Source organism: Mesorhizobium sp. L2C084A000 (genome assembly GCF_000502875.1).
In the GTDB taxonomy this organism is placed as follows: Bacteria; Pseudomonadota; Alphaproteobacteria; order Rhizobiales; family Rhizobiaceae; genus Mesorhizobium.
Genome location: NZ_AYWX01000010.1, coordinates 1 through 18,094 on the forward strand (window position 1 = coordinate 1; position 18,094 = coordinate 18,094).

Annotated in this window: 16 protein-coding genes; 11 read left to right on the forward strand and 5 right to left on the reverse strand. The window is 64.7% G+C overall.

Annotated elements, in window-relative coordinates; translation table 11 throughout:
- Nucleotides 1–558: 558 nt before the first annotated feature.
- The 9 genes from X735_RS145405 (at nucleotide 559) to X735_RS145365 (ending at nucleotide 11,917) form a co-directional block, all read left to right on the forward strand.
- Nucleotides 559–1,587 carry a substrate-binding domain-containing protein gene (locus X735_RS145405; RefSeq protein WP_023812422.1) on the forward strand — a complete coding sequence of 343 codons (1,029 nt, stop codon included), beginning with the start codon at nucleotides 559–561 and terminating at the stop codon, nucleotides 1,585–1,587.
- A gap of 96 nt (nucleotides 1,588–1,683) precedes the next feature.
- Nucleotides 1,684–3,219 (forward strand): sugar ABC transporter ATP-binding protein, encoded by a 1,536-nt coding sequence (locus X735_RS145400; protein ID WP_023812423.1) that lies wholly within the window; start codon nucleotides 1,684–1,686, stop codon nucleotides 3,217–3,219.
- A gap of 76 nt (nucleotides 3,220–3,295) precedes the next feature.
- The gene (locus X735_RS145395; protein WP_236383556.1) at nucleotides 3,296–4,219 is read left to right on the forward strand and encodes an ABC transporter permease; all 924 of its coding nucleotides are present in this window, start codon (nucleotides 3,296–3,298) and stop codon (nucleotides 4,217–4,219) included.
- A 25-nt stretch (nucleotides 4,220–4,244) separates the two neighbouring features.
- Nucleotides 4,245–5,225 carry a sugar-binding transcriptional regulator gene (locus X735_RS145390; RefSeq protein ID WP_023812425.1) on the forward strand — a complete coding sequence of 327 codons (981 nt, stop codon included), beginning with the start codon at nucleotides 4,245–4,247 and terminating at the stop codon, nucleotides 5,223–5,225.
- A complete protein-coding gene (locus X735_RS145385; protein WP_023812426.1) occupies nucleotides 5,222–6,217 on the forward strand; it encodes an aldo/keto reductase in 996 nt (331 codons plus the stop codon). The genes X735_RS145390 and X735_RS145385 overlap by 4 nt, the downstream gene beginning before the upstream one ends.
- 19 nt (nucleotides 6,218–6,236) lie before the next feature.
- Entirely contained in the window at nucleotides 6,237–7,934 is a 1,698-nt protein-coding gene (locus tag X735_RS145380; protein WP_023812427.1) for a glycerol-3-phosphate dehydrogenase/oxidase, read from the forward strand.
- Nucleotides 7,925–8,767 (forward strand): class I fructose-bisphosphate aldolase, encoded by an 843-nt coding sequence (locus tag X735_RS145375; protein WP_023812428.1) that lies wholly within the window; start codon nucleotides 7,925–7,927, stop codon nucleotides 8,765–8,767. The genes X735_RS145380 and X735_RS145375 overlap by 10 nt, the downstream gene beginning before the upstream one ends.
- 22 nt (nucleotides 8,768–8,789) lie before the next feature.
- On the forward strand, nucleotides 8,790–10,304 hold the full coding sequence (locus X735_RS145370) for an FGGY-family carbohydrate kinase (RefSeq protein WP_023812429.1): 1,515 nt from the start codon (nucleotides 8,790–8,792) through the stop codon (nucleotides 10,302–10,304).
- Nucleotides 10,301–11,917 carry a GMC family oxidoreductase gene (locus X735_RS145365; RefSeq protein WP_023812430.1) on the forward strand — a complete coding sequence of 539 codons (1,617 nt, stop codon included), beginning with the start codon at nucleotides 10,301–10,303 and terminating at the stop codon, nucleotides 11,915–11,917. The genes X735_RS145370 and X735_RS145365 overlap by 4 nt, the downstream gene beginning before the upstream one ends.
- Nucleotides 11,918–11,929: 12 nt before the next feature.
- On the opposite strand, the gene X735_RS145360 is transcribed toward X735_RS145365, so the two are convergent.
- Nucleotides 11,930–12,847 (reverse strand): LysR family transcriptional regulator, encoded by a 918-nt coding sequence (locus tag X735_RS145360; RefSeq protein WP_023812431.1) that lies wholly within the window; start codon nucleotides 12,845–12,847, stop codon nucleotides 11,930–11,932.
- A 131-nt stretch (nucleotides 12,848–12,978) separates the two neighbouring features.
- Between X735_RS145360 and X735_RS145355 the strand changes: the two genes are divergently transcribed.
- Together X735_RS145355 and X735_RS145350 are read left to right on the forward strand one after the other, a co-directional pair.
- Nucleotides 12,979–13,617: a DsbA family protein gene (locus X735_RS145355; protein WP_023812432.1), complete on the forward strand. Its 639-nt coding sequence runs from the start codon at nucleotides 12,979–12,981 to the stop codon at nucleotides 13,615–13,617.
- A 43-nt stretch (nucleotides 13,618–13,660) separates the two neighbouring features.
- On the forward strand, nucleotides 13,661–14,272 hold the full coding sequence (locus X735_RS145350) for an NAD(P)-dependent oxidoreductase (protein WP_023812433.1): 612 nt from the start codon (nucleotides 13,661–13,663) through the stop codon (nucleotides 14,270–14,272).
- A 171-nt stretch (nucleotides 14,273–14,443) separates the two neighbouring features.
- Here the strand turns inward: X735_RS145350 and X735_RS145345 are convergent, their stop codons facing one another.
- The 4 genes from X735_RS145345 to X735_RS145330 are packed head-to-tail and all read right to left on the reverse strand — an operon-like array spanning nucleotide 14,444 to nucleotide 18,031.
- Complete coding sequence (locus X735_RS145345; RefSeq protein WP_023812434.1) at nucleotides 14,444–15,220, reverse strand: ATP-binding cassette domain-containing protein; 777 nt, start codon at nucleotides 15,218–15,220, stop codon at nucleotides 14,444–14,446.
- Nucleotides 15,217–16,221 (reverse strand): ABC transporter ATP-binding protein, encoded by a 1,005-nt coding sequence (locus X735_RS145340; RefSeq protein WP_023812435.1) that lies wholly within the window; start codon nucleotides 16,219–16,221, stop codon nucleotides 15,217–15,219. The genes X735_RS145345 and X735_RS145340 overlap by 4 nt, the downstream gene beginning before the upstream one ends.
- Nucleotides 16,218–17,048, reverse strand: coding sequence for an ABC transporter permease (locus tag X735_RS145335; protein WP_023812436.1), 831 nt, complete (start codon nucleotides 17,046–17,048; stop codon nucleotides 16,218–16,220). The genes X735_RS145340 and X735_RS145335 overlap by 4 nt, the downstream gene beginning before the upstream one ends.
- Nucleotides 17,045–18,031 (reverse strand): ABC transporter permease, encoded by a 987-nt coding sequence (locus X735_RS145330; RefSeq protein WP_023812437.1) that lies wholly within the window; start codon nucleotides 18,029–18,031, stop codon nucleotides 17,045–17,047. The genes X735_RS145335 and X735_RS145330 overlap by 4 nt, the downstream gene beginning before the upstream one ends.
- Nucleotides 18,032–18,094 lie beyond the last annotated feature (63 nt).

Here is an 18,094-nt window from a genome sequence, read left to right on the forward strand (position 1 = left end):
GTCCCCCGCAAACCAATCTCCACCAAGCAACAGTCCCCCAGGCACCAGCCAGCGGGCCGTTCGCATTCGGGGGACTGCCGAAGCTTCTCGGAATACGCCGGATGGTCCGAAGGCTGCCGTAAGCCGACGCAGCAGCAGACTTCTTGGCTAAGCGACATGGAGAGCGTCACGCCGCGCCCGGAATAGATGCTATCAAAGACAAGATCGTGGCTTCACGCGATAAAGACGCGGCCGGCGGGAGGGCACCACGCGAGCTCCTGGGTGCCGATACTCTAACCACACTCTCCGCGGTTCGCGGCCAAAGGCCGGAAAGGCCCTGCCTAGCCCGTACGGCACCTTGGCGGCCCGCGACCAGCTTCGTCGATCGGAGCGTATAGGTCCCCGAAGGAGGTCGTGAAATATATTTCAATATGTGAATTATATTGACAACATGCGCCGAGGCTGTAATGTCCCGATCGTCGGCTTTCGGAGGAAGGTCGGCATCATCAAATCCATACGGCAGCGCTCGCCGAGTGCCTGCGACGGTCATTGAGGATGGCTTCGGCCAAGGGAGGAAACTTGCGCAAATTTCTGAGCACGCTCGCAATCGCGGCGGCTGCATCGACCTGCTTTGGGTCGATGCAGGTACGCGCCGAAACCCCCCCGTTCAAATGCGAGCCGGGTGAAAAATACGTCATGAACGTCATGGTCTCGGGCGTCGAATACTGGTTCCCGGTCTATGAAATGTTCAAGCAGGCCGGCCAGCAGTTCGGCTGCGAGACCGCCTATACGGGTACGCCGGAATACGACGTCAACAAGCAGATCGCGACCTTCGACCAGGCGCTGGCGCAGAAGCCTGCCGGCATACTGGTACACCCGATGAATTCCGATCCGTTCATCGAGCCGATCAACCGCGCCATCGAACAGGGCACCGCAGTGGTGACCTTCGCCGCCGACTCGCCGAATTCCAAGCGCGTCTCCTACATCACCTCCGACAACAATGCCGAAGGCACCTATGCCGCCGACGCCGTTGCCAAGGCGATGGACGGCAAGGGCGAATATGCGGTGCTGGAGAATCCCGGTCAGGACAACCACGACAAGCGCGTCAACGCGTTCGTTGCCCGCATGGAAGCCAAATGGCCTGACATGAAGCTCGTCGGCCGCGCCGCTTCGAACCAGGATCCGACCAAGGCCTATCAGGCGGTTCTGAGCCTGGCGCAGGCGCATCCTGATCTTGGCGCCGTGTTCATGCCGGAGGCCAACTCGGCCATCGGCGCTGCCCAGGCCGCCAAGGAAGGCGGTGGCAAGATCCGCGTCATGCTCGCCGACGTTAATGCCAAGATCCTCGACATGATCAAGGCCGGCGAGATTTTCGGCTCGGTCAATCCAAACCAGGGTATGCAGGGCTATATGGGCTTCATGCTGTTGTGGATGGCCAAGCATCCCGGCCTGATCGACCCGATGAACGACGCCAAGCGTTCGGGTTTCAACCCGATGAGCGTGCCCTTCGTCGACAATGGCTTCTCCATCGTCTCCAAGGACAATGCGGACGACTTCTACTGGGACAAGTACCTCAAGCGTCGCGGCACCAAGGGCATCGAGGAATAGTCTCGATCCCGCTGCCCGGCCTCGGCATGGCCGGATTAACCGGGAAGGAGGCTTCGGCCTCCTTCCTCCCCCGCAGGTTCATCGCAGGAGCACGGCGTGACCCAGGCGCCCATTCTTGAAATCCGTCGCCTGTCCAAGGCGTTCGGCCCGGTCAAGGCGCTGAGCGACGTACGGTTCGAGCTGCGGCGCGGCGAAATCCATGCACTGTGCGGAGAGAACGGCGCCGGCAAGTCGACGCTGATGAACATGATCGCCGGTGTATTGCAGCCCGACGAGGGCGACATCCTGATCGATGGTGAGCGTGTTTCGATCCACTCGCCCGCGGCCGCCCAACGTCTTGGCATTGCGCTTGTCCACCAGGAGATCGCGCTCTGTCAGGACGCGACGGTTGCCGAAAACATCTACATGGCCGCGATCAACAGCCGGCGCGCGCCGCTGATGAATTTCCAAAAACTCTACGCCGACGCCCAGAAGGTCATGGACCTGCTCGCGCCCATTCCGGTGCGCACCAGGGTTGCCGATCTCTCCATTTCCAACCAGCAGCTTGTCGAGATCGCCAAGGCGCTGACGCTCGACTGCAAGGTGCTGATGCTCGACGAGCCGACTGCGGCGCTGACCGAAAGCGAAGCGCAGCGCCTGTTCTCGATCGTGCGCGGGCTCAAGGAGCGTGGCATTTCGGTGGTCTATATCAGCCACCGCATGGCCGAGATCTTCTCGCTGTGCGACCGAGTCACCGTCTTCCGCGACGGCCGCTACGTGGCGACCGATCAGGTCGCCGCCGTCTCACCGGACGATGTCGTGCGCAAGATGGTGGGCCGCGAAATCACCCAGCTCTATCCCGACAAGCTGGCGCCGCAGGCGCCTGGGCGCCTGCTCCTCTCGGTCGAGGGGCTTTCCGATGGGCGCCGCTTCGCCGACGTCGATCTGCAGCTTCGCGCCGGCGAGATCCTGGGCATAGGCGGCCTGATCGGCGCCGGTCGCAGCGAGATCGCACAGACGGTCTGCGGCCTCAGGCCAATGACCTCTGGAACCGTCGCGCTCGACGGAAAGCAGCTCCGGCTGCGCGGCTATGGCGATGCGGTCAAGGCGGGGCTGGTCTATCTCTCTGAGGATCGCAAAGGCTCCGGCGTATTCCTTGACCTGCCGATCGCGGCGAACATCTCCGCGCTCGACCTCGGCAGGCTGACCGGGCCACTTGGCCTGCTCGACCGCAAGGCCGAGGATCGTCAGGCGCGGGAACTGACCGGCAGGCTCGGCGTGCGCATGGCCGGCATCGAGGCCACCGTCTCGACGCTGAGCGGTGGCAACCAGCAGAAGGTTGCCATCGCCAGGCAGCTGTCCGTCAGTCCCAAGGTCATCATCATGGACGAGCCGACGCGCGGGATCGATGTCGGCGCCAAGGTCGAGATCCACCGGCTGCTGCGCCAGCTTGCCGGCAGCGGTGTCGGCGTCATCGTTATCTCGTCGGAACTGCCGGAGCTGATTGGCTTGTGCGACCGCGTCCTGGTGGTTCGCGAAGGCAGGATCGCCGGCGAACTCACCGCCGGCGAGCTCGGCGAGGAAGCCATCATCATGCTCGCCTCGGGCGTTCAGGATAGTTCAAATCAAAGGCAGGCCCAGAATGTCGCCTAGGGAATCAGGAGAAGCGCTCGTGCACGCCGAGATCAAGGCCGCCGGGCGGCGCGTCAATTTCGCTCAGCTCGCCTCGATGCGCGAGGCCGGACTGATCGTCATCATCCTGGCGCTGTGTATCGCCATGAGCTTCGCCTCGCCGCACTTCCTGACATGGGGCAATTTCCGCGCCATGCTGATGAGCTTTTCCATCGAAGGCATCGTCGTCGTCGGCATGACTATCCTGCTCATCGTCGGCGGCATCGACCTTTCCGTCGGCTCGGTCGTGTGTTTCTCGATGGTGGTCTCGGGTGCGCTGTTCCTCGCCGGCCTCGATCCCTGGACGGCAAGCCTGATCGGCATCGGCGTCAGCGCGCTGATCGGCGCGGCGATGGGCTTCTTCGTGACCGTGATAGGCCTCAATCATTTCATCACGTCGCTGGCGGCCATGGTCATCGTGCGGGGCATGTGCCTGGTGGTCACCAAGGGCACGCCGCTGTCGCTGTTCACACTGCCGCCGGCCTTCAAGGCCATCGGCCAGGGCAGCTTCAACAACATCCCCTATGTCATCCTGATCTTCATCGTCGTGGTGGCGATCTTCGACTTCCTGCTGCGCCGCGCCACGGCCTTCCGCAAGGTTTTCTACACCGGCTCCAACGAGAAGGCCGCGCAGTTCTCCGGCATCAGGACGAATCAGGTGAAGTTCTGGGTCACGGTGCTGTGCTCGACCCTCGCCGGCCTGGCCGGCGTCATCTACATGGCGCGCTTTGGCGCGGCGACGCCGACCTTCGGCGCCGGCATGGAGCTCAACATCATCGCCGCGGCCGTCATCGGCGGCGCCTCGCTGAATGGCGGCTCGGGCACCATCTTCGGAGCGATCCTCGGCATGGCGTTGCTGTCGGTGGTGACGAGCTCGCTTATCCTGCTCGATGTCTCGGTCTATTGGCAGGACATGATCAAGGGATGCATCCTGCTGGCGGCGGTGTCGATCGATCACTTCCTGCACCGCAAGAAGTCCTGAACCTCAAAGGCGGCGAAGCAAGACCATGGCCCCTCCCAACACCCGAGACGACATCGCCGCTGTTCGTCAGATGCACCAGGCGCTTGTCCTGCATTATATCGAAGGCAAGACCCAGGCCGAGATCGCCGGGGAACTCGGCCTCTCGCACGCCACGGTCAACCGGCTGATCAAGCGCGGCCACCAGCTCGGCCTCGTCGAGATCAAGATCAAGTCGCCGATCGACCATCTGGTCGACCTGGAAGCGCGGCTGGTTGCGCTGGGCGGCATCGAGCGGGCGATGGTGGTGCCGTCGGTTTCCGAAAATCCGCACACGGCCCTGCAGCGGGTCGGCGAGGCGGCGGCTGGGCTGCTGCTCGACACCATCAAGGACGGCGACACGATCTCGATCACCGGCGGCAAGGGCGTCAGCGCGCTGGTCGCCGGTCTCAAGCCGGGGCGCCGATACGACGTCGAGATCATTCCCGCAACCGGCCTGGTGCAGGGCAAGCACTATACCGACGTCAACCACGTCGCCTCGCTGATGGCCGACAAGCTCGGCGGCCGCGCTTACCAGATCCATGCGCCGCTGTTTGCCGACACCGCGCAGCAGCGCGAAATGCTGATGGGCATCAGCTCCGTCGCCGACGTGTTTCGCAAGGCGCGCGAGGCGGATGTCGCGGTGGTGGGTGTCGGCTCCATCCTGACCGACGATTCCAGCTACTACGACCTGCATCCGTCCTCGAATGCCGATCGCCAGGCGATCGAGAAGTCCGGGGCGACAGGCGAGCTGCTCGCTCATCTCATCGACCGCCAGGGCAAGCTTTGCAACTACTCGCTCAACCGTTCGCTGGTCTCGTTGACGCTTGACGAGTTCGCGACCATCCCGCGCTCGATCGGCATTGCAAGCGGCCCCAGCAAGGTCGCGCCGATCCTCGCCGCCCTGCGCGGCAACCATCTCGACACCATCGTCACGGACGAGGCCACGGGGCTCCAGATCCTCGAGCTGGCCGAACAGGAGGTAGCATGAATTCTCGACAGATCCAGCGGCAGATCGGCAAGTCCGGCATATCGGCGTCGGCTGTAGGCCTGGGCACCTGGGCGATTGGCGGGTGGATGTGGGGCGGCACCGACGAGAAGGAGTCGGTCAAGGCGATCGAAGCCTCGATCGATGCCGGCCTCAGCCTGATCGACACAGCGCCGGCCTACGGTCTTGGCCGCAGCGAGGCGATCGTCGGCACCGCCATCAAGGGCAAGCGCGACAAAGTGGTGATCGCGACCAAATGCGGGTTGAACTGGCATTCGGGCAAGGGCGGCCATTTCTTCGATCAGGACGACAAGCCTGTGCATCGCTATCTCGGCGCCGATGGCATCGCCTATGAGGTCGAGCAGAGCCTGCGGCGTCTGGGCACCGACTACATCGACCTCTACATCACCCATTGGCAGGATCCGACGACCCCGATCGCCGAGACGATGGCGGCGCTGGAAAAGCTCAAGGCGGCCGGCAAGATCCGCGCCATTGGCGCCAGCAACATCAGCGCCGAGGATCTTGGCCAGTATATCGATGCCGGCCAGCTCGATGCGATCCAGGAGCGCTATTCGATGATCGACCGCGACATCGAGAGCAGCCTGCTGCCGATCACCCGCCGCCATGACATTGCCACCCTCAGCTACTCGTCGCTGGGGTTGGGGCTACTTACCGGCACGGTCGACCCTGAGCGCACATTCGGCGGCGACGACCAACGCAAGGACAACCCACGCTTCTCCACGGCCAACCGGCAGAAGGTCGCAAAGCTGAAAGAGGCAATCGCCCCGATCGCGGAAAGCCACCAGGCGTCGATGGCGCAGATCGTCATCGCCTGGACGCTCGCCCAGCCGGGCATCACCTTCGCCCTGTGCGGCGCACGCAATCCTGAGCAGGCGCTCGACAATGCACGGGCCGGGGAGATCACGCTTGCCGCAAGCGAGCTTGCGGCAATCGACGCCGCGGCAGCCGCACATCTCACCGCGATGGATGCCTGAGAAAAAGGCAACAGCCCCGATGAAGCGTAGTCATACAATCGCCGGTCTGCGCGACCGGCCGGACATTACCGTGCTCGTCATTGGTGGCGGCATCAACGGCATCAGCGTCTTTCGCGAACTGGCCTTGCAAGGGGTCGATGTCGTGCTGGCGGAAAAGGGCGACTATTGCAGTGGTGCCAGTGCCGCCCTGTCGCGCATGGTGCATGGCGGCCTGCGCTACCTCGAAAACGGCGAATTCAAACTGGTGCGCGAATCGCTGCTCGAACGCGACCGGCTGCTGAGGAATGCGCCGCACTATGTGGCTCCGCTGCCGACGACGGTGCCGGTCTTCGACATTTTCTCCGGTCTCGCCAACGGTGCGGTGCGTTTCCTGGGGCTGACGCGGCGGCCCAGCCGGCGCGGGGCGCTGGTCATCAAAGCCGGGCTTGCCATGTATGACCTTTTCACCGCTGCACGGCGTTTGATGCCGACGCACCGGTTCAGGGGCCGCGCCGAAACCCTGAAGACATGGCCGGCGATCAACCCGGCGATCCGCAATTCGGCGACCTATTACGACGCCTGGGTGAGCCGGCCCGAGCGCCTCGGCCTGGAGATGCTGCTGGACGCCACGACGAGCGGGGCGAACGCGCGCGCCCTGAACTACGCTCAGGCGTCGTCGACCGGCGACGGCCTTGCCATTACCGACACGTTGACCGGCGAGAAGTTGCCGGTGCGGGCGCAACTGGTCATCAACGCCACCGGTGGCTGGATCGACCTGACCAACAAGGCCATCGGGGCGACGGCGCAGACGATGATGGGCGGTACCAAGGGCTCGCATCTGATCGTCGACAACAGCGAACTGTTCGACGCGCTCGGCGGCCACATGGTCTATTACGAAAACGAGGACGGTCGCATCTGCATCCTGTTTCCCTATCTGGGCAAGGTGCTGATTGGCTCGACCGACATCCGGGTCGATGATCCAGACCTAGTCCGTTGCGAGGAGGACGAGCAGCGCTACATCCTGCAGTCGCTCGCTTTCGTCTTTCCCTCGATCAAGGTTACCGAAAACCAGATCGTGTTCCGCTTCGCCGGCGTGCGCCCTTTGCCGGCCAGCGAGGACAGTTTTACGAGCCGCATACCGCGCGATCATTTTTGCGAGTTCGTGGAAGCGAGCGGGCATCTGCCGGCGACGTTGTGCATGATCGGCGGCAAGTGGACCACCTTCCGTTCGTTTGGAGCGCTGGCCGCCGACATGGCGCTGAAGCGGCTCGGCCTCGCGCGCAGCCAGGGAACGCAGGACATGGCCATCGGTGGCGGCCGCGATTTTCCCACCGATCCGGACGCCTGGTGCGCATCATTCGCTGCCGAGCATGGCCTGCCGGTCGAGCGCGCGCACACACTTCTGCAACGCTATGGCACGTCGGCCAGGGATTTCGTTTCGCACCCGGCGGGCGAACAGATGCTGCCGCGGTCGGACTATTCGGCAAGCGAGATAGGGCGCATCATCGAGCGCGAGCAGGTCGAGTGCCTCGCCGACCTGTTCCTGCGCCGCACCACCATCGCCATTTCGGGCGGTCTCAGCTTCGACCTCGTCAATGCCGTTCTCGACATGCTGGCGGCGCACAAGGGCTGGAGCGCCAGCGAGGCCGCCATTGAGCGCTCGACCTTCCTCACCTTGCTGGCCTACCGGCACGGCATCGATCTCCAGACGCATCAAAGGAGCGCCCTATGCGCGTAAACAAGAAAGTCCGCATGAACCGTCTGTTCGGCGGCGGCCGCTGTCTCGACGTCGCCATCGATCACGGCGTCTGCAACGAGCCGAGTTTCCTTGCCGGGCTGGAAGACATGGCCAGCGTCGTCAACCAACTGGTCAAGGCCGGCCCCGACGCCATCCAGATGAACTACGGCCAGGCCGACCTGCTGCAGGCCGTGCCTGGCAAGGACAAGCCGGCGCTGGTGATGCGCATCGACATGGGCAATCCCTACAACAGGATACGCCACCGAGCGATGTGGGCGGTGCTGCAGAACGAAGCCGAGCCCTTGCTTGGCGCCATCGAGATGGATGCGGCTTGCGTCGTGGTCAATCTGTTCATGCTGCCCGACGAGCCGGACCTGTTCCGGCAATGCGTGCAGAACATCGCCCGCGTGCGCGCCGATTGCGAGAAATACGGCCTGCCGCTGATGATCGAGCCGCTGGCCATGCTGCCGGTCGCAGAGCATGGCGGCTACATGGTCGACGGCGATGCCGAAAAGATCGTCACCTTGACCCGGCTTGCCCGCGAGATGGGTGCCGATATCGTCAAGGCCGATCCGACCACCGATCCCAACGACTTCCACCGCGTCGTCGAGGCGGCGCGCTGCCCGGTGCTGGTGCGCGGCGGCGGCAAGGAGGATCTGCGTGCCGTGTTCGACAAGTCGGCTGCCTTGATGGCACAGGGTGCGCTTGGCATGGTCTATGGCCGCAACATCTACCAGCATGCCAACCCGAGCGCCGTCGTGCGCGGGCTGATGGCGATCATTCATGACGATGCCAATGGCGGCGTGGCCTGGGATCTGTACAACCAGGCATAGGCTGCGGCCTCGGGAGGCGCCAATGGCAAGCTACATCCTCGGCCTCGATGCCGGCAACACCGTCATCAAGGCCATCCTCTTCGACTTGTCCGGCCGCGAGCTGGCATTCGCCGCCCGTGACGGCCGCTCGTCCATGCCAAAGCCCGGACATGTCGAACGCGACCTCGACGAACTCTGGCGCAACGCGGTTTCGGTCATCGGTCAATGCATTGCTGAAGCCGGTATCGACGCCGGCGAGATTGTTGCCATCGGCTGCGCCGGTCATGGCAACGGGCTCTACGCGCTCGATCGCGATGGTGCGCCATTGATCGGCATCCAGTCGCTCGACACACGCGCGGTCGGCATCGTTGCCGAATGGGCAAAAGAGAATGTCGGCGACCGCACCTATACACATTGCCTGCAACGGCCGTGGGCGGCGCAGACACCGACCCTGCTTGCCTGGCTCAAGCGCTTTTCGCCGGCCTTGTTCGCCAGCATCGGCACCGTCTTCCTGTGCAAGGATTTCGTCGTCAACCGCCTGACAGGTGCGCGCAGCAGCGATACCTCCGACATGTCGGGCTGCGGCCTGCTGCAGATGCGGGATCGGCGTTACGAGCCGGACCTGCTTGCCGCCTATGGGCTCGGCGACTGCGCGGACCTGCTGCCGCCAGTGCTGGAATCGGCCGACATTGCCGGTCATGTCAGCGAGGACGTGGCGGCCCTGACGGGACTGCGCGCCGGCACGCCTGTCGTCGCCGGGCTGTTCGATGTCGTCGCCAGCGCGGTCGGTTCGGGCGTGACCAGAACCGGTGCCGCCTCGGTCATCGCCGGAACCTGGAGCATCAATCAGGTCATCACCGACGAACCGATCCGCGACCCTTCGATCTTCATGCTGTCGACTTTCGATCGCCAGCGCTATCTGGCGATCGAATCCAGTGCCACCTCGGCCGCCAATCTCGAATGGATCGTTCGCGAATTCCTCGAACATGGCGGCGAAGCCGGCAAGTCGCCGTTCGAATTGTGCAGCGAACTGGTGGCGTCAGTCGATCCTAACAGTGACATCCCGATCTATCATCCCTTCCTCTACGGCTCGCAGCAGAATGGCCATGCGCGCGCCGGCTTCTACGGTATCGCCGGCTGGCACAGCCGAGCACATCTGCTTCGTGCGCTGTTCGAGGGCGTCGCCTTCGAGCACAAGCGCCATGTCGAGACCTTGCACAAAGCGGGCGCCGATTTCGACCAGGTGGTGCTGTCGGGCGGGGGCTCGCGCAGCAGCGTCTGGCCGCAGATATTCGCCGATGTGCTCGGCGTGCCCGTCACCGTGGCGCGCAGCCGCGAAACCGGCGCGCTGGGAGCGGCGATCGCGGCGGGCACCGGGGTCGGCATCTTCGCGGACTACAGCGCAGGTGCCGCCGCCATGACTGCGGCCGCTCGACATTTTGTACCCAACGAGGCGGTTGCCGACGCGTATGCACGGCGGTATCGACTGTACGGCGAGATCAACCAGGCGATGACCCCGATGTGGGAGCGCATCGCCGGACAGCAGGCGCGCACGTGACCGAAGCTCCACCGTCCCCGTTCGGCAGTTACGATTACGTCATCGTCGGTGCCGGCTCCGCCGGCTGCGTGCTCGCCAACCGGCTTTCGGCCGATCCGCGCAACAATGTGCTGCTGCTCGAGGCTGGCGGCAGTGACCGTTATCACTGGGTCGATATCCCGATCGGCTACCTCTTCTGCATGGGCAATCCGCGCACCGACTGGATGATGAAGACCGAGCCGGAAGCCGGTCTCAATGGACGCAGCCTCAACTATCCGCGCGGCAAGGTGCTCGGCGGCTGTTCATCGATCAACGGCATGATCTACATGCGCGGCCAGGCTGCCGACTATGATGGTTGGCGTCAGGCCGGCAATGCCGGCTGGGGCTGGGACGACGTGCTGCCCTATTTCCTCAAATCGGAAGACTATCACGGCGGTAAAGGCGCCATGCACGGCAGCGGCGGCGAGTGGCGGGTCGAACGGCAGCGGCTGTCGTGGCCGATCCTCGACGCCTTTCGGGACGCTGCCGAGGAACTCGGCATTCCGCGCACCGAAGACTTCAACACCGGCACCAATGAAGGCTCGGGTTATTTCGAGGTCAACCAAAGGAAGGGCGTGCGCTGGAACACGTCGAAGGCGTTTTTGCGCGGTATAGCGGGGCGCAAGAACCTGCGCGTGGTGCTCGGCGCGGAGACCGAACGGCTCGAATTCGACGGCCGGCGCGTCACCGCACTGGTTTTCCGCCAGGGCGGCCGCCTGCACCAGGTCCGCGCTGGACAGACGATCCTTGCGGCCGGTGCCATCAACTCTCCGAAGCTGCTCGAACTGTCGGGGGTGGGCCGCCCCGACCTGCTTTCGAGCATCGGCGTGGATGTTCGTCATGCCTTGCCGGGCGTTGGAGAGAACCTGCAGGACCATTTGCAGATTCGCACCGTCTTCAAGGTCGTCAACACCGCCACGCTCAACCAGCGCTACCACAATCTGGTCAGCCGTGCGTCGATGGGGCTGGAATACGCGCTCAAGCGCAGCGGGCCACTGTCGATGGCGCCGAGCCAGCTCGGCATCTTCGCCAGGAGCGATCCACGCCTCGCAACGCCCGATCTCGAATATCACGTGCAGCCGCTGAGCACCGACCGTCTGGGCGAGCCGCTGCATCGCTTTCCCGCGGTCACCGTCTCGGTCTGCAATCTGCGCCCCGAAAGCCGGGGCAGCGTGCACATGGGTTCAGCCGATGCGCGGGAGGCGGCGAAGATCCGCCCGAACTATCTTTCCACCGAGGGGGACCGCAGCGTGGCCGTCGCGTCGTTGCGCCATGTCCGCAGTCTGATGAAGGCACAGGCGGTGGCGCACTTTGCGCCGGAAGAGATGCTGCCCGGCACGCAGTATGACAGCGATGAAGAGCTCATCCGCAAGGCCGGCGATATCGGCACGACGATTTTCCACCCCGTCGGCACCTGCAAGATGGGTTCGGATACGATGGCGGTGGTCGACGAGGCCCTGCGTGTTCACGGGCTTGGCGGGCTGCGCGTGGTCGATGCCTCGATCATGCCGACAATCGTCTCGGGCAACACCAACTCGCCGGTCGTCATGATCGCGGAAAAGGCAGCCGAGATGATCCTGCAAGAAGCCCGCTGACTGCCATCGGCTTCAAGCCGCGGCAACACCGCGCGATCGCCGTCTCTCGGCCGCCGCGAGCAGATCGACGAAGGTGCGCACCTTGGCGGGCCGGAACCGGGCCGGCGGAAAGACCGCGTGGATGCCGCCTGACGGCAGGCTCCAGTCGGCAAACACCGGCACCAGCCGGCCCTCGGCGATATCGTCGCTGACGCTGTAGTCCGGAAAGACGCCGAGCCCGATGCCGACGAGCACACAAGCCAGGGCGGCGGGGCTCTTGTCGCACATGATGACCGGATTGAGTTCGGTCAGCACCGTTTCGCCGTCCCTGGAAAACAGCCATTGGCCGATGCCGCGCAACTGGGTGTTGCCGACCCAGGCCAGCGATCTTGCCTGGCGCGGCGTCACGTCGGGCGGCAGGCTCCCCGCGAAGCCAGGGCTCGCCACCACGATCTGCCGGATCGTCCCCAGGCGCCGCGCCTGGTTCGAGGAATCGGTGAGCCAGCCGACGCGGATGCCGAGATCGATCTGCTCGTCCACCAGATTGCTGACGGCGTCGTCGAAGATCGCCTCGACGCGCATATGCGGGTAGGTTCTGAGATAGGCCGCCATGACCGGAGCCACCATCTTGGTGCCGTAGTCGAGTGGCGCCGTCAGCCTCAGCGTTCCGCTCGGTTCGACGGCTCCGCGCGAGATTTCGCCATAGGCCGCCTCCGCTTCGCGCAGGATGATCATCGCGCGGTCATAAAAGAGGCGACCCTCTTCGGTCGGCGTGACACGCCGGGTCGTGCGCTGCAGCAGCGTTGCGCCCAGCTCCTCTTCGAGCTTGCCGATCTGATGGCTGACCACGGCCTTGGCGACGCCAAGCCGGTCGGCCGCGGCAGTGAACGAGCTGGTTTCCATCACCGTGGTGAAATAAGCCAGCCGATTGAGGTTCAGAAGTTCGGCCAAGCTGGCTGCCTTTTGTCTGATTAGATCAGACAGTTTGTATAATTGGGTGCCATTTATCGCAAGGCCGCCGTCTGCCACATATGAACGACGGCCTCGATGAGTCCGGTGGCCGGACAGGAATGGCAGCGACTATGAGCAATTCAGAAGTGACCTATCTTTTCGATCCGCTCTGCGGCTGGTGCTATGGCGCCACCCCGATGCTCGACCGGTTGCCGGCCGCCGGCCTGAACGTCGAACTGCTGCCGACCGGCCTGTTTTCCGGCGCCGGCGCGCGGCCGATGGATGAAGGTTTTGCGGCGCATGCCTGGGCGAACGACCAGCGCATCGAGCGCCTGACCGGACAAGTGTTCACCCCGGCCTACCGGCACAATGTCCTCAATGTCCGTGGGACCCTGCTCGACTCACATGCCGCCACACTCGGTATCACTGCCGCCGGCCTGGAAGATCCCAGCCGCCGGCTTGCCGCGCTGAAGACGATGCAGCATGCGCGCTATGTAGAAGGACGCGATGTCGTGACGATCGGCGGTGTGGCCGAGGTGCTCGCCGCCGCCGGCATGGCGGACGCCGCCGAGATGCTCAAGGCGCCGACCGAAACATTGCTGACGGCCCACCGCGAGATGGTCGGCCGCGGCCGCGCGCTGTTCCAGCGCCTGCATGCCGATGGCGTGCCTTCGCTGGCGGTCATCCGCAACGATGCGCCCCGGCTCATCGGTTCGAACGCGCTGTTCGGCAGCTTCGACAACCTTGTCGCCCATATCTCGGCGGCGTGATCCCACCCTCCAGAAAACCTCCACAAGGAACAAGGAAATAGACATGGCAAAAGTCGCTCTCATTGGTGCATCGGGCGCTGTCGGTTCGCGCCTTCTCAAAGAACTCTCCGATCGCGGCCACACCGTCACCGGCATTGCGCGCAACCCGGAAAAGATCGCGGCGCTGCCACGCGTGACGGCCAGGAAGGGCGACGTCTTCGACGAGCAGGGTCTTGCCGATCTGATCCGCGGCCATGATGTGGTGATCAGCACGGTGCATTTTCTGGACAGCGACGCCGACACGCTGATTGCCGCTGTGCGGGCCTCCGGCGTGAAGCGCTATCTCATCGTTGGCGGCGCCGGCAGTCTCGAAGTCGCGCCCGGCAAGCGGCTGGTCGATACCCCCGAATTCCCTGATATCTACAAGGCCGAAGCGCAGAAAGGCGCCGACCTCCTGGACAAGTTGAAGACGGTCGGCGACCTCGATTGGACGTTCCTGTCGCCATCCGCCATGTTCGTGCCTGGTGAGCGCACCGGCAAATTCCGCCTCGGCAAGGACACGCTTCTCGCCTCCGAGAAGGGCAGCAGCATTTCCTTCGAAGACTACGCGATCGTCATGGTCGACGAGATCGAGAAGCCGGCCCACATCAGGCAGCGCTTCACCGTCGGCTATTGAGCGAACGGGTGATGGCGGCCGGAGCTCGATCGAGGCCGGCCGACGCCAGCCGCATCAAGATTTCGCGGACGGCGACGCCCCGGTAGGTCATCGGTGACGACGCCGTCCCGTCTCGGTGCCTTGGGCAAAGCAAATGCTGGGCTGTCATGCCTGCGATCTCACTTTTCGGGATCATGGTCCGGCCCGGTTCAATCTTGGCGCGGCCGCCACCAGCGCCTTGCCGATGGCTGATTGCGGCGCGCCGATGACGGTTTGGGCATCGCCGTTTTCGGCAATTCGGCCGGCGTCGAGAAGGATGACGCGGTGGGCGACCGACCTGATGACGCCGAGATCATGTGAAATGAAGAGATAGGCGATCTTTTCCTGGCGTTGCAGGTCGAGCAAAAGCTCGAGGATCTCCCCGCGCACGGAGACGTCAAGCGCCGACACCGCCTCGTCGAGCACGATCAGCGACGGCTTCGTGACGATGGCGCGGGCAATGGCGACACGCTGCCGCTGGCCGCCGGAGATTTCATGAATGGCGCGCGGCGCGAGATTAGCCGTCAGCCCGACGCGCTCCAGCAACGCGGCGATGCGGCGCGGGCGCTCGGCGCGGGAGGCGATGCCATGGATGCGCAAGGGATCGTCGAGCACACGCGCCACCGTGGCGCGAGGGTTGAAGGCGGCCAATGGATCCTGGAACACCATTTGCAGGCGTGCGCGGCGTGCTCGCAGCGCGGCGCCGCTCAAGGCCAGGAAATCGTCGCTTTCGAATTCGATGCGTCCGTCGTCCGGCTCGATCAATCGCAGCACCAACCGCGCGATCGTCGACTTGCCGCTGCCCGAAGGTCCGGCCAACGCCAGCGTCTCACCGGGGTCGATGTGAAAGGAGACATCGTCGACGGCAGCGATGGTCTTGCCGCCGCGACGGTAGCGCTTGGTGAGGTTGGACACCGCCAGCAGGTTCATGCGTGGAGCCTGGCTCGGTTCAGCAATGGCCTGGTGTCGAGGCCGATATGGGCATCGAGCAATGCGCGCGTATAGGGCTGGGCTGGGGCGCCGACAATCTGCGCCCTCATGCCAAGCTCGACCAACTGGCCATGACGGAAAACAGCGATGCGCTCGGCAAGCTCGGCCGCCAGCGCGATGTCGTGGCTGATGAACAGCAACGTCATGCCGTCCTCGGTCACCAGGCGTCGGATCAAGGCGACGATCTCGGCCTGCACGATGGTATCGAGCGCGCTGGTCGCTTCGTCGGCGATCAGCAATTTCGGACCGGCCGCAATGGCAGCGGCGATCGCCACACGCTGCTTCTGGCCGCCGGAGAGCTGATGTGGGAAGGCGCGCAAGGCCGAGTCCAGGTCCGGCAGGCGGACGCGCTCGAGCAGGCTTTTGGCCCTGGCATAGGACTGGGACCAGGTGAGGCTGAGATGCGTGCGCGCTACTTCGGCAATTTGCTTGCCGATGGTCATCACCGGATCGAGGCTGGCGGACGGGTCCTGGAAGACGAAGCCGATGTCGCGGCCGAGGCGGGGGATTTTGTTGAGTTCGGATTTGAAAGGTTGGCATTCCGTCACACCCCCCTCTGTCCTGCCGGACATCTCCCCCGCAAGGGGGGAGATCAGCAGCTTCGCCGACCGCTCCCCTTCCGCGACATTGGTGATTGGCGAAGGCAGAGGTGAGAGCGTAATCTCCCCCCTTGCGGGGGAGATGTCCGGCAGGACAGAGGGGGGTGCCTTGGCGCCCGATGAGGACAAAAACCAATCGATGCGACCTCCAACCTTGGCAGAAGCCGGCAGCAGCCCGGCAATGGCCAGTGCCAGCGTGCTCTTGCCCGAGCCGCTTTCGCCGATGATGGCGAGGCGTTCGCCAGCGGCGATGTCGAGGCTGACACCCTTCAGCGCCGTCACCTCATTGCCGTCACGGCGGTAGGTCACCGTCAGGTCGCGGATTGAAGCCAGCGTGGTCACGACAGGCCTCTCCTGACCGCCGTCGTCTCGACGATGCCTTCACCGGCGAGATAGACGCCGAGCACGGTCAGCACCAGCGCTATGCCTGGGACGATCGACAGGAAGGGTGCGGTGCGCAGGACGGCGCGGCCTTCGGCGATCATGCCGCCCCAGGTGACCCGGTTGGGATCACCCAGGCCGAGGAAGGACAACGCCGCCTCGGTGAGGATCGCGGCGGCGACGATCACCGACGACATCGCCAGCACCGGTGGCAAGGCATTGGGCAGCACCTCGCGAAAGGCGATCGCCAGCGGGTGCATGCCGATGACCCTTGCACCAGCGACATAATCGCGTTCGCGAATGGAGAGGACTTCCGCGCGGGCCACTCTGGCAGGCCCCGTCCAGGTGCCGAGCGCGATGGCAATCACGACGACGCCGAGCGACGGTCCGACGACGCTGACGAAGGCCAGCGCCAGCAGGAAGCTCGGCACGGTCTGGAAGGCGTCGGTGATGCGCATCAGCACCTCGTCAACGAGGCCGCCGGCAAAGCCGGCCAATGTGCCGACCACGGCGCCGACGACAAGGGCCGCGGCCGCGGCCGCAAGCCCGACAGCCAGCGATGTGCGGGCGCCATGAAAAAGCTCGGCCAGCACGTCGCGGCCAAGCCGGTCGGTGCCGAGCGGCAGCGACCAGTCCTGGAACGGCGGCAGCAGCGCCGGCCCGGCAATCGCTTGCGGATCGCCGGGGAACAGCAGCGACGCCGACAGCGCCATGGCGATCAGCATCGCCAGGAGGAGGGCGCCGGCGACCGCCTCGGGCGTGCGCAGAAAGCGGCGGAGCGGGCTCATGCGTCGGCCTCGCCGGCGCCGACGCGCGGGTCGAGGAAGGCATAGGCGATGTCTACGGCAAGGTTGATGACAATGACCAGGACGGCGCTGGTGAGAATAATGCCAAGCAGAAGCGGCGTATCGCGGGAGGCGACTGCCTCCTGCGCCAGGCGGCCGAGGCCGGGCACGGAAAACACGCTCTCGATGACGACGCTGCCGCCGAGCATCTGCGCCGACTGCAGGCCGAGCATGGTGACCAGCGGCAGCAGCGCATTGCGGGCGACGTGGGCGAGCACGATGCGACGGCGTGACAACCCTTTGGCGCGTGCGGCCAGGACGAAATCCTGCCGCCAGACCTCGGCCATGCCGGCGCGCATCATGCGCAGATAGAGCGCCAGATAGATGAAGCCGAGGGCGGAAACGGGCAGGATAAGATGGACAGCGATGTCGGCGACGCGATCAAGGCCGGTCTTGTCAGAGGCCAACGTCTCGATGCCGCCGATCGGCAGCCAGCGCAGATCGACGGCAAAGACGACGATCAGCACCAGTCCGAGCCAGAACCCAGGCACGGCATAAAGCGCCAGCGAACCGATCGACAGGAAGCGATCGCGAAAACTGCCCGGCCGCGCGCCGGCATAGATGCCGAGTGCCGAGCCGAGCCCGAAGGAGAGCGCGGTGGCGCTGACCATCAACAGCAGCGTGTTGGGCAGGCGCTCGAGGATGACGTCGCGGATCGGCCGGGAGAAGGTCACCGACTGGCCGAGGTCGAGATGCAGCAGCGCCCAGAGATAGTTGGCCAGCCGCGTCAGTTCCGACTGGTCGAGGCCCCAGCGATGGCGCAACAGCTCGATCATGCCGGCGTCGCCGCCGGTCGAGACGATATAGGCGTCGACCGCGTCGCCGGGGGCAGCTTCGAGCAGCAGGAAGGTGCCGATGACGACGATCAGCAGCACGAAGATGCTGCCGACGAGGCGACGGCGGATGAGGGTGAGGGTGCGGGTCATGGGAAAAGGACGCCGGCCTGATCGTGAGAGGGGGGTGTGAAGGAACTCGGCCTTCGGCCAAAT

Excerpts from the sequence above, each read along its gene's own strand:
- X735_RS145345 (WP_023812434.1), bottom strand. The coding sequence starts at position 15,220 with ATGAACCTGCTGGCGGTGTCCAACCTCACCAAGCGCTACCGTCGCGGC.
- X735_RS145335 (WP_023812436.1), bottom strand. The coding sequence starts at position 17,048 with ATGAGCCCGCTCCGCCGCTTTCTGCGCACGCCCGAGGCGGTCGCCGGC.
- X735_RS145370 (WP_023812429.1), top strand. The coding sequence starts at position 8,790 with ATGGCAAGCTACATCCTCGGCCTCGATGCCGGCAACACCGTCATCAAG.
- X735_RS145350 (WP_023812433.1), top strand. The coding sequence starts at position 13,661 with ATGGCAAAAGTCGCTCTCATTGGTGCATCGGGCGCTGTCGGTTCGCGC.
- X735_RS145395 (WP_236383556.1), top strand. The coding sequence starts at position 3,296 with ATGCGCGAGGCCGGACTGATCGTCATCATCCTGGCGCTGTGTATCGCC.
- X735_RS145390 (WP_023812425.1), top strand. The coding sequence starts at position 4,245 with ATGGCCCCTCCCAACACCCGAGACGACATCGCCGCTGTTCGTCAGATG.
- X735_RS145385 (WP_023812426.1), top strand. The coding sequence starts at position 5,222 with ATGAATTCTCGACAGATCCAGCGGCAGATCGGCAAGTCCGGCATATCG.
- X735_RS145380 (WP_023812427.1), top strand. The coding sequence starts at position 6,237 with ATGAAGCGTAGTCATACAATCGCCGGTCTGCGCGACCGGCCGGACATT.
- X735_RS145375 (WP_023812428.1), top strand. The coding sequence starts at position 7,925 with ATGCGCGTAAACAAGAAAGTCCGCATGAACCGTCTGTTCGGCGGCGGC.
- X735_RS145330 (WP_023812437.1), bottom strand. The coding sequence starts at position 18,031 with ATGACCCGCACCCTCACCCTCATCCGCCGTCGCCTCGTCGGCAGCATC.
- X735_RS145355 (WP_023812432.1), top strand. The coding sequence starts at position 12,979 with ATGAGCAATTCAGAAGTGACCTATCTTTTCGATCCGCTCTGCGGCTGG.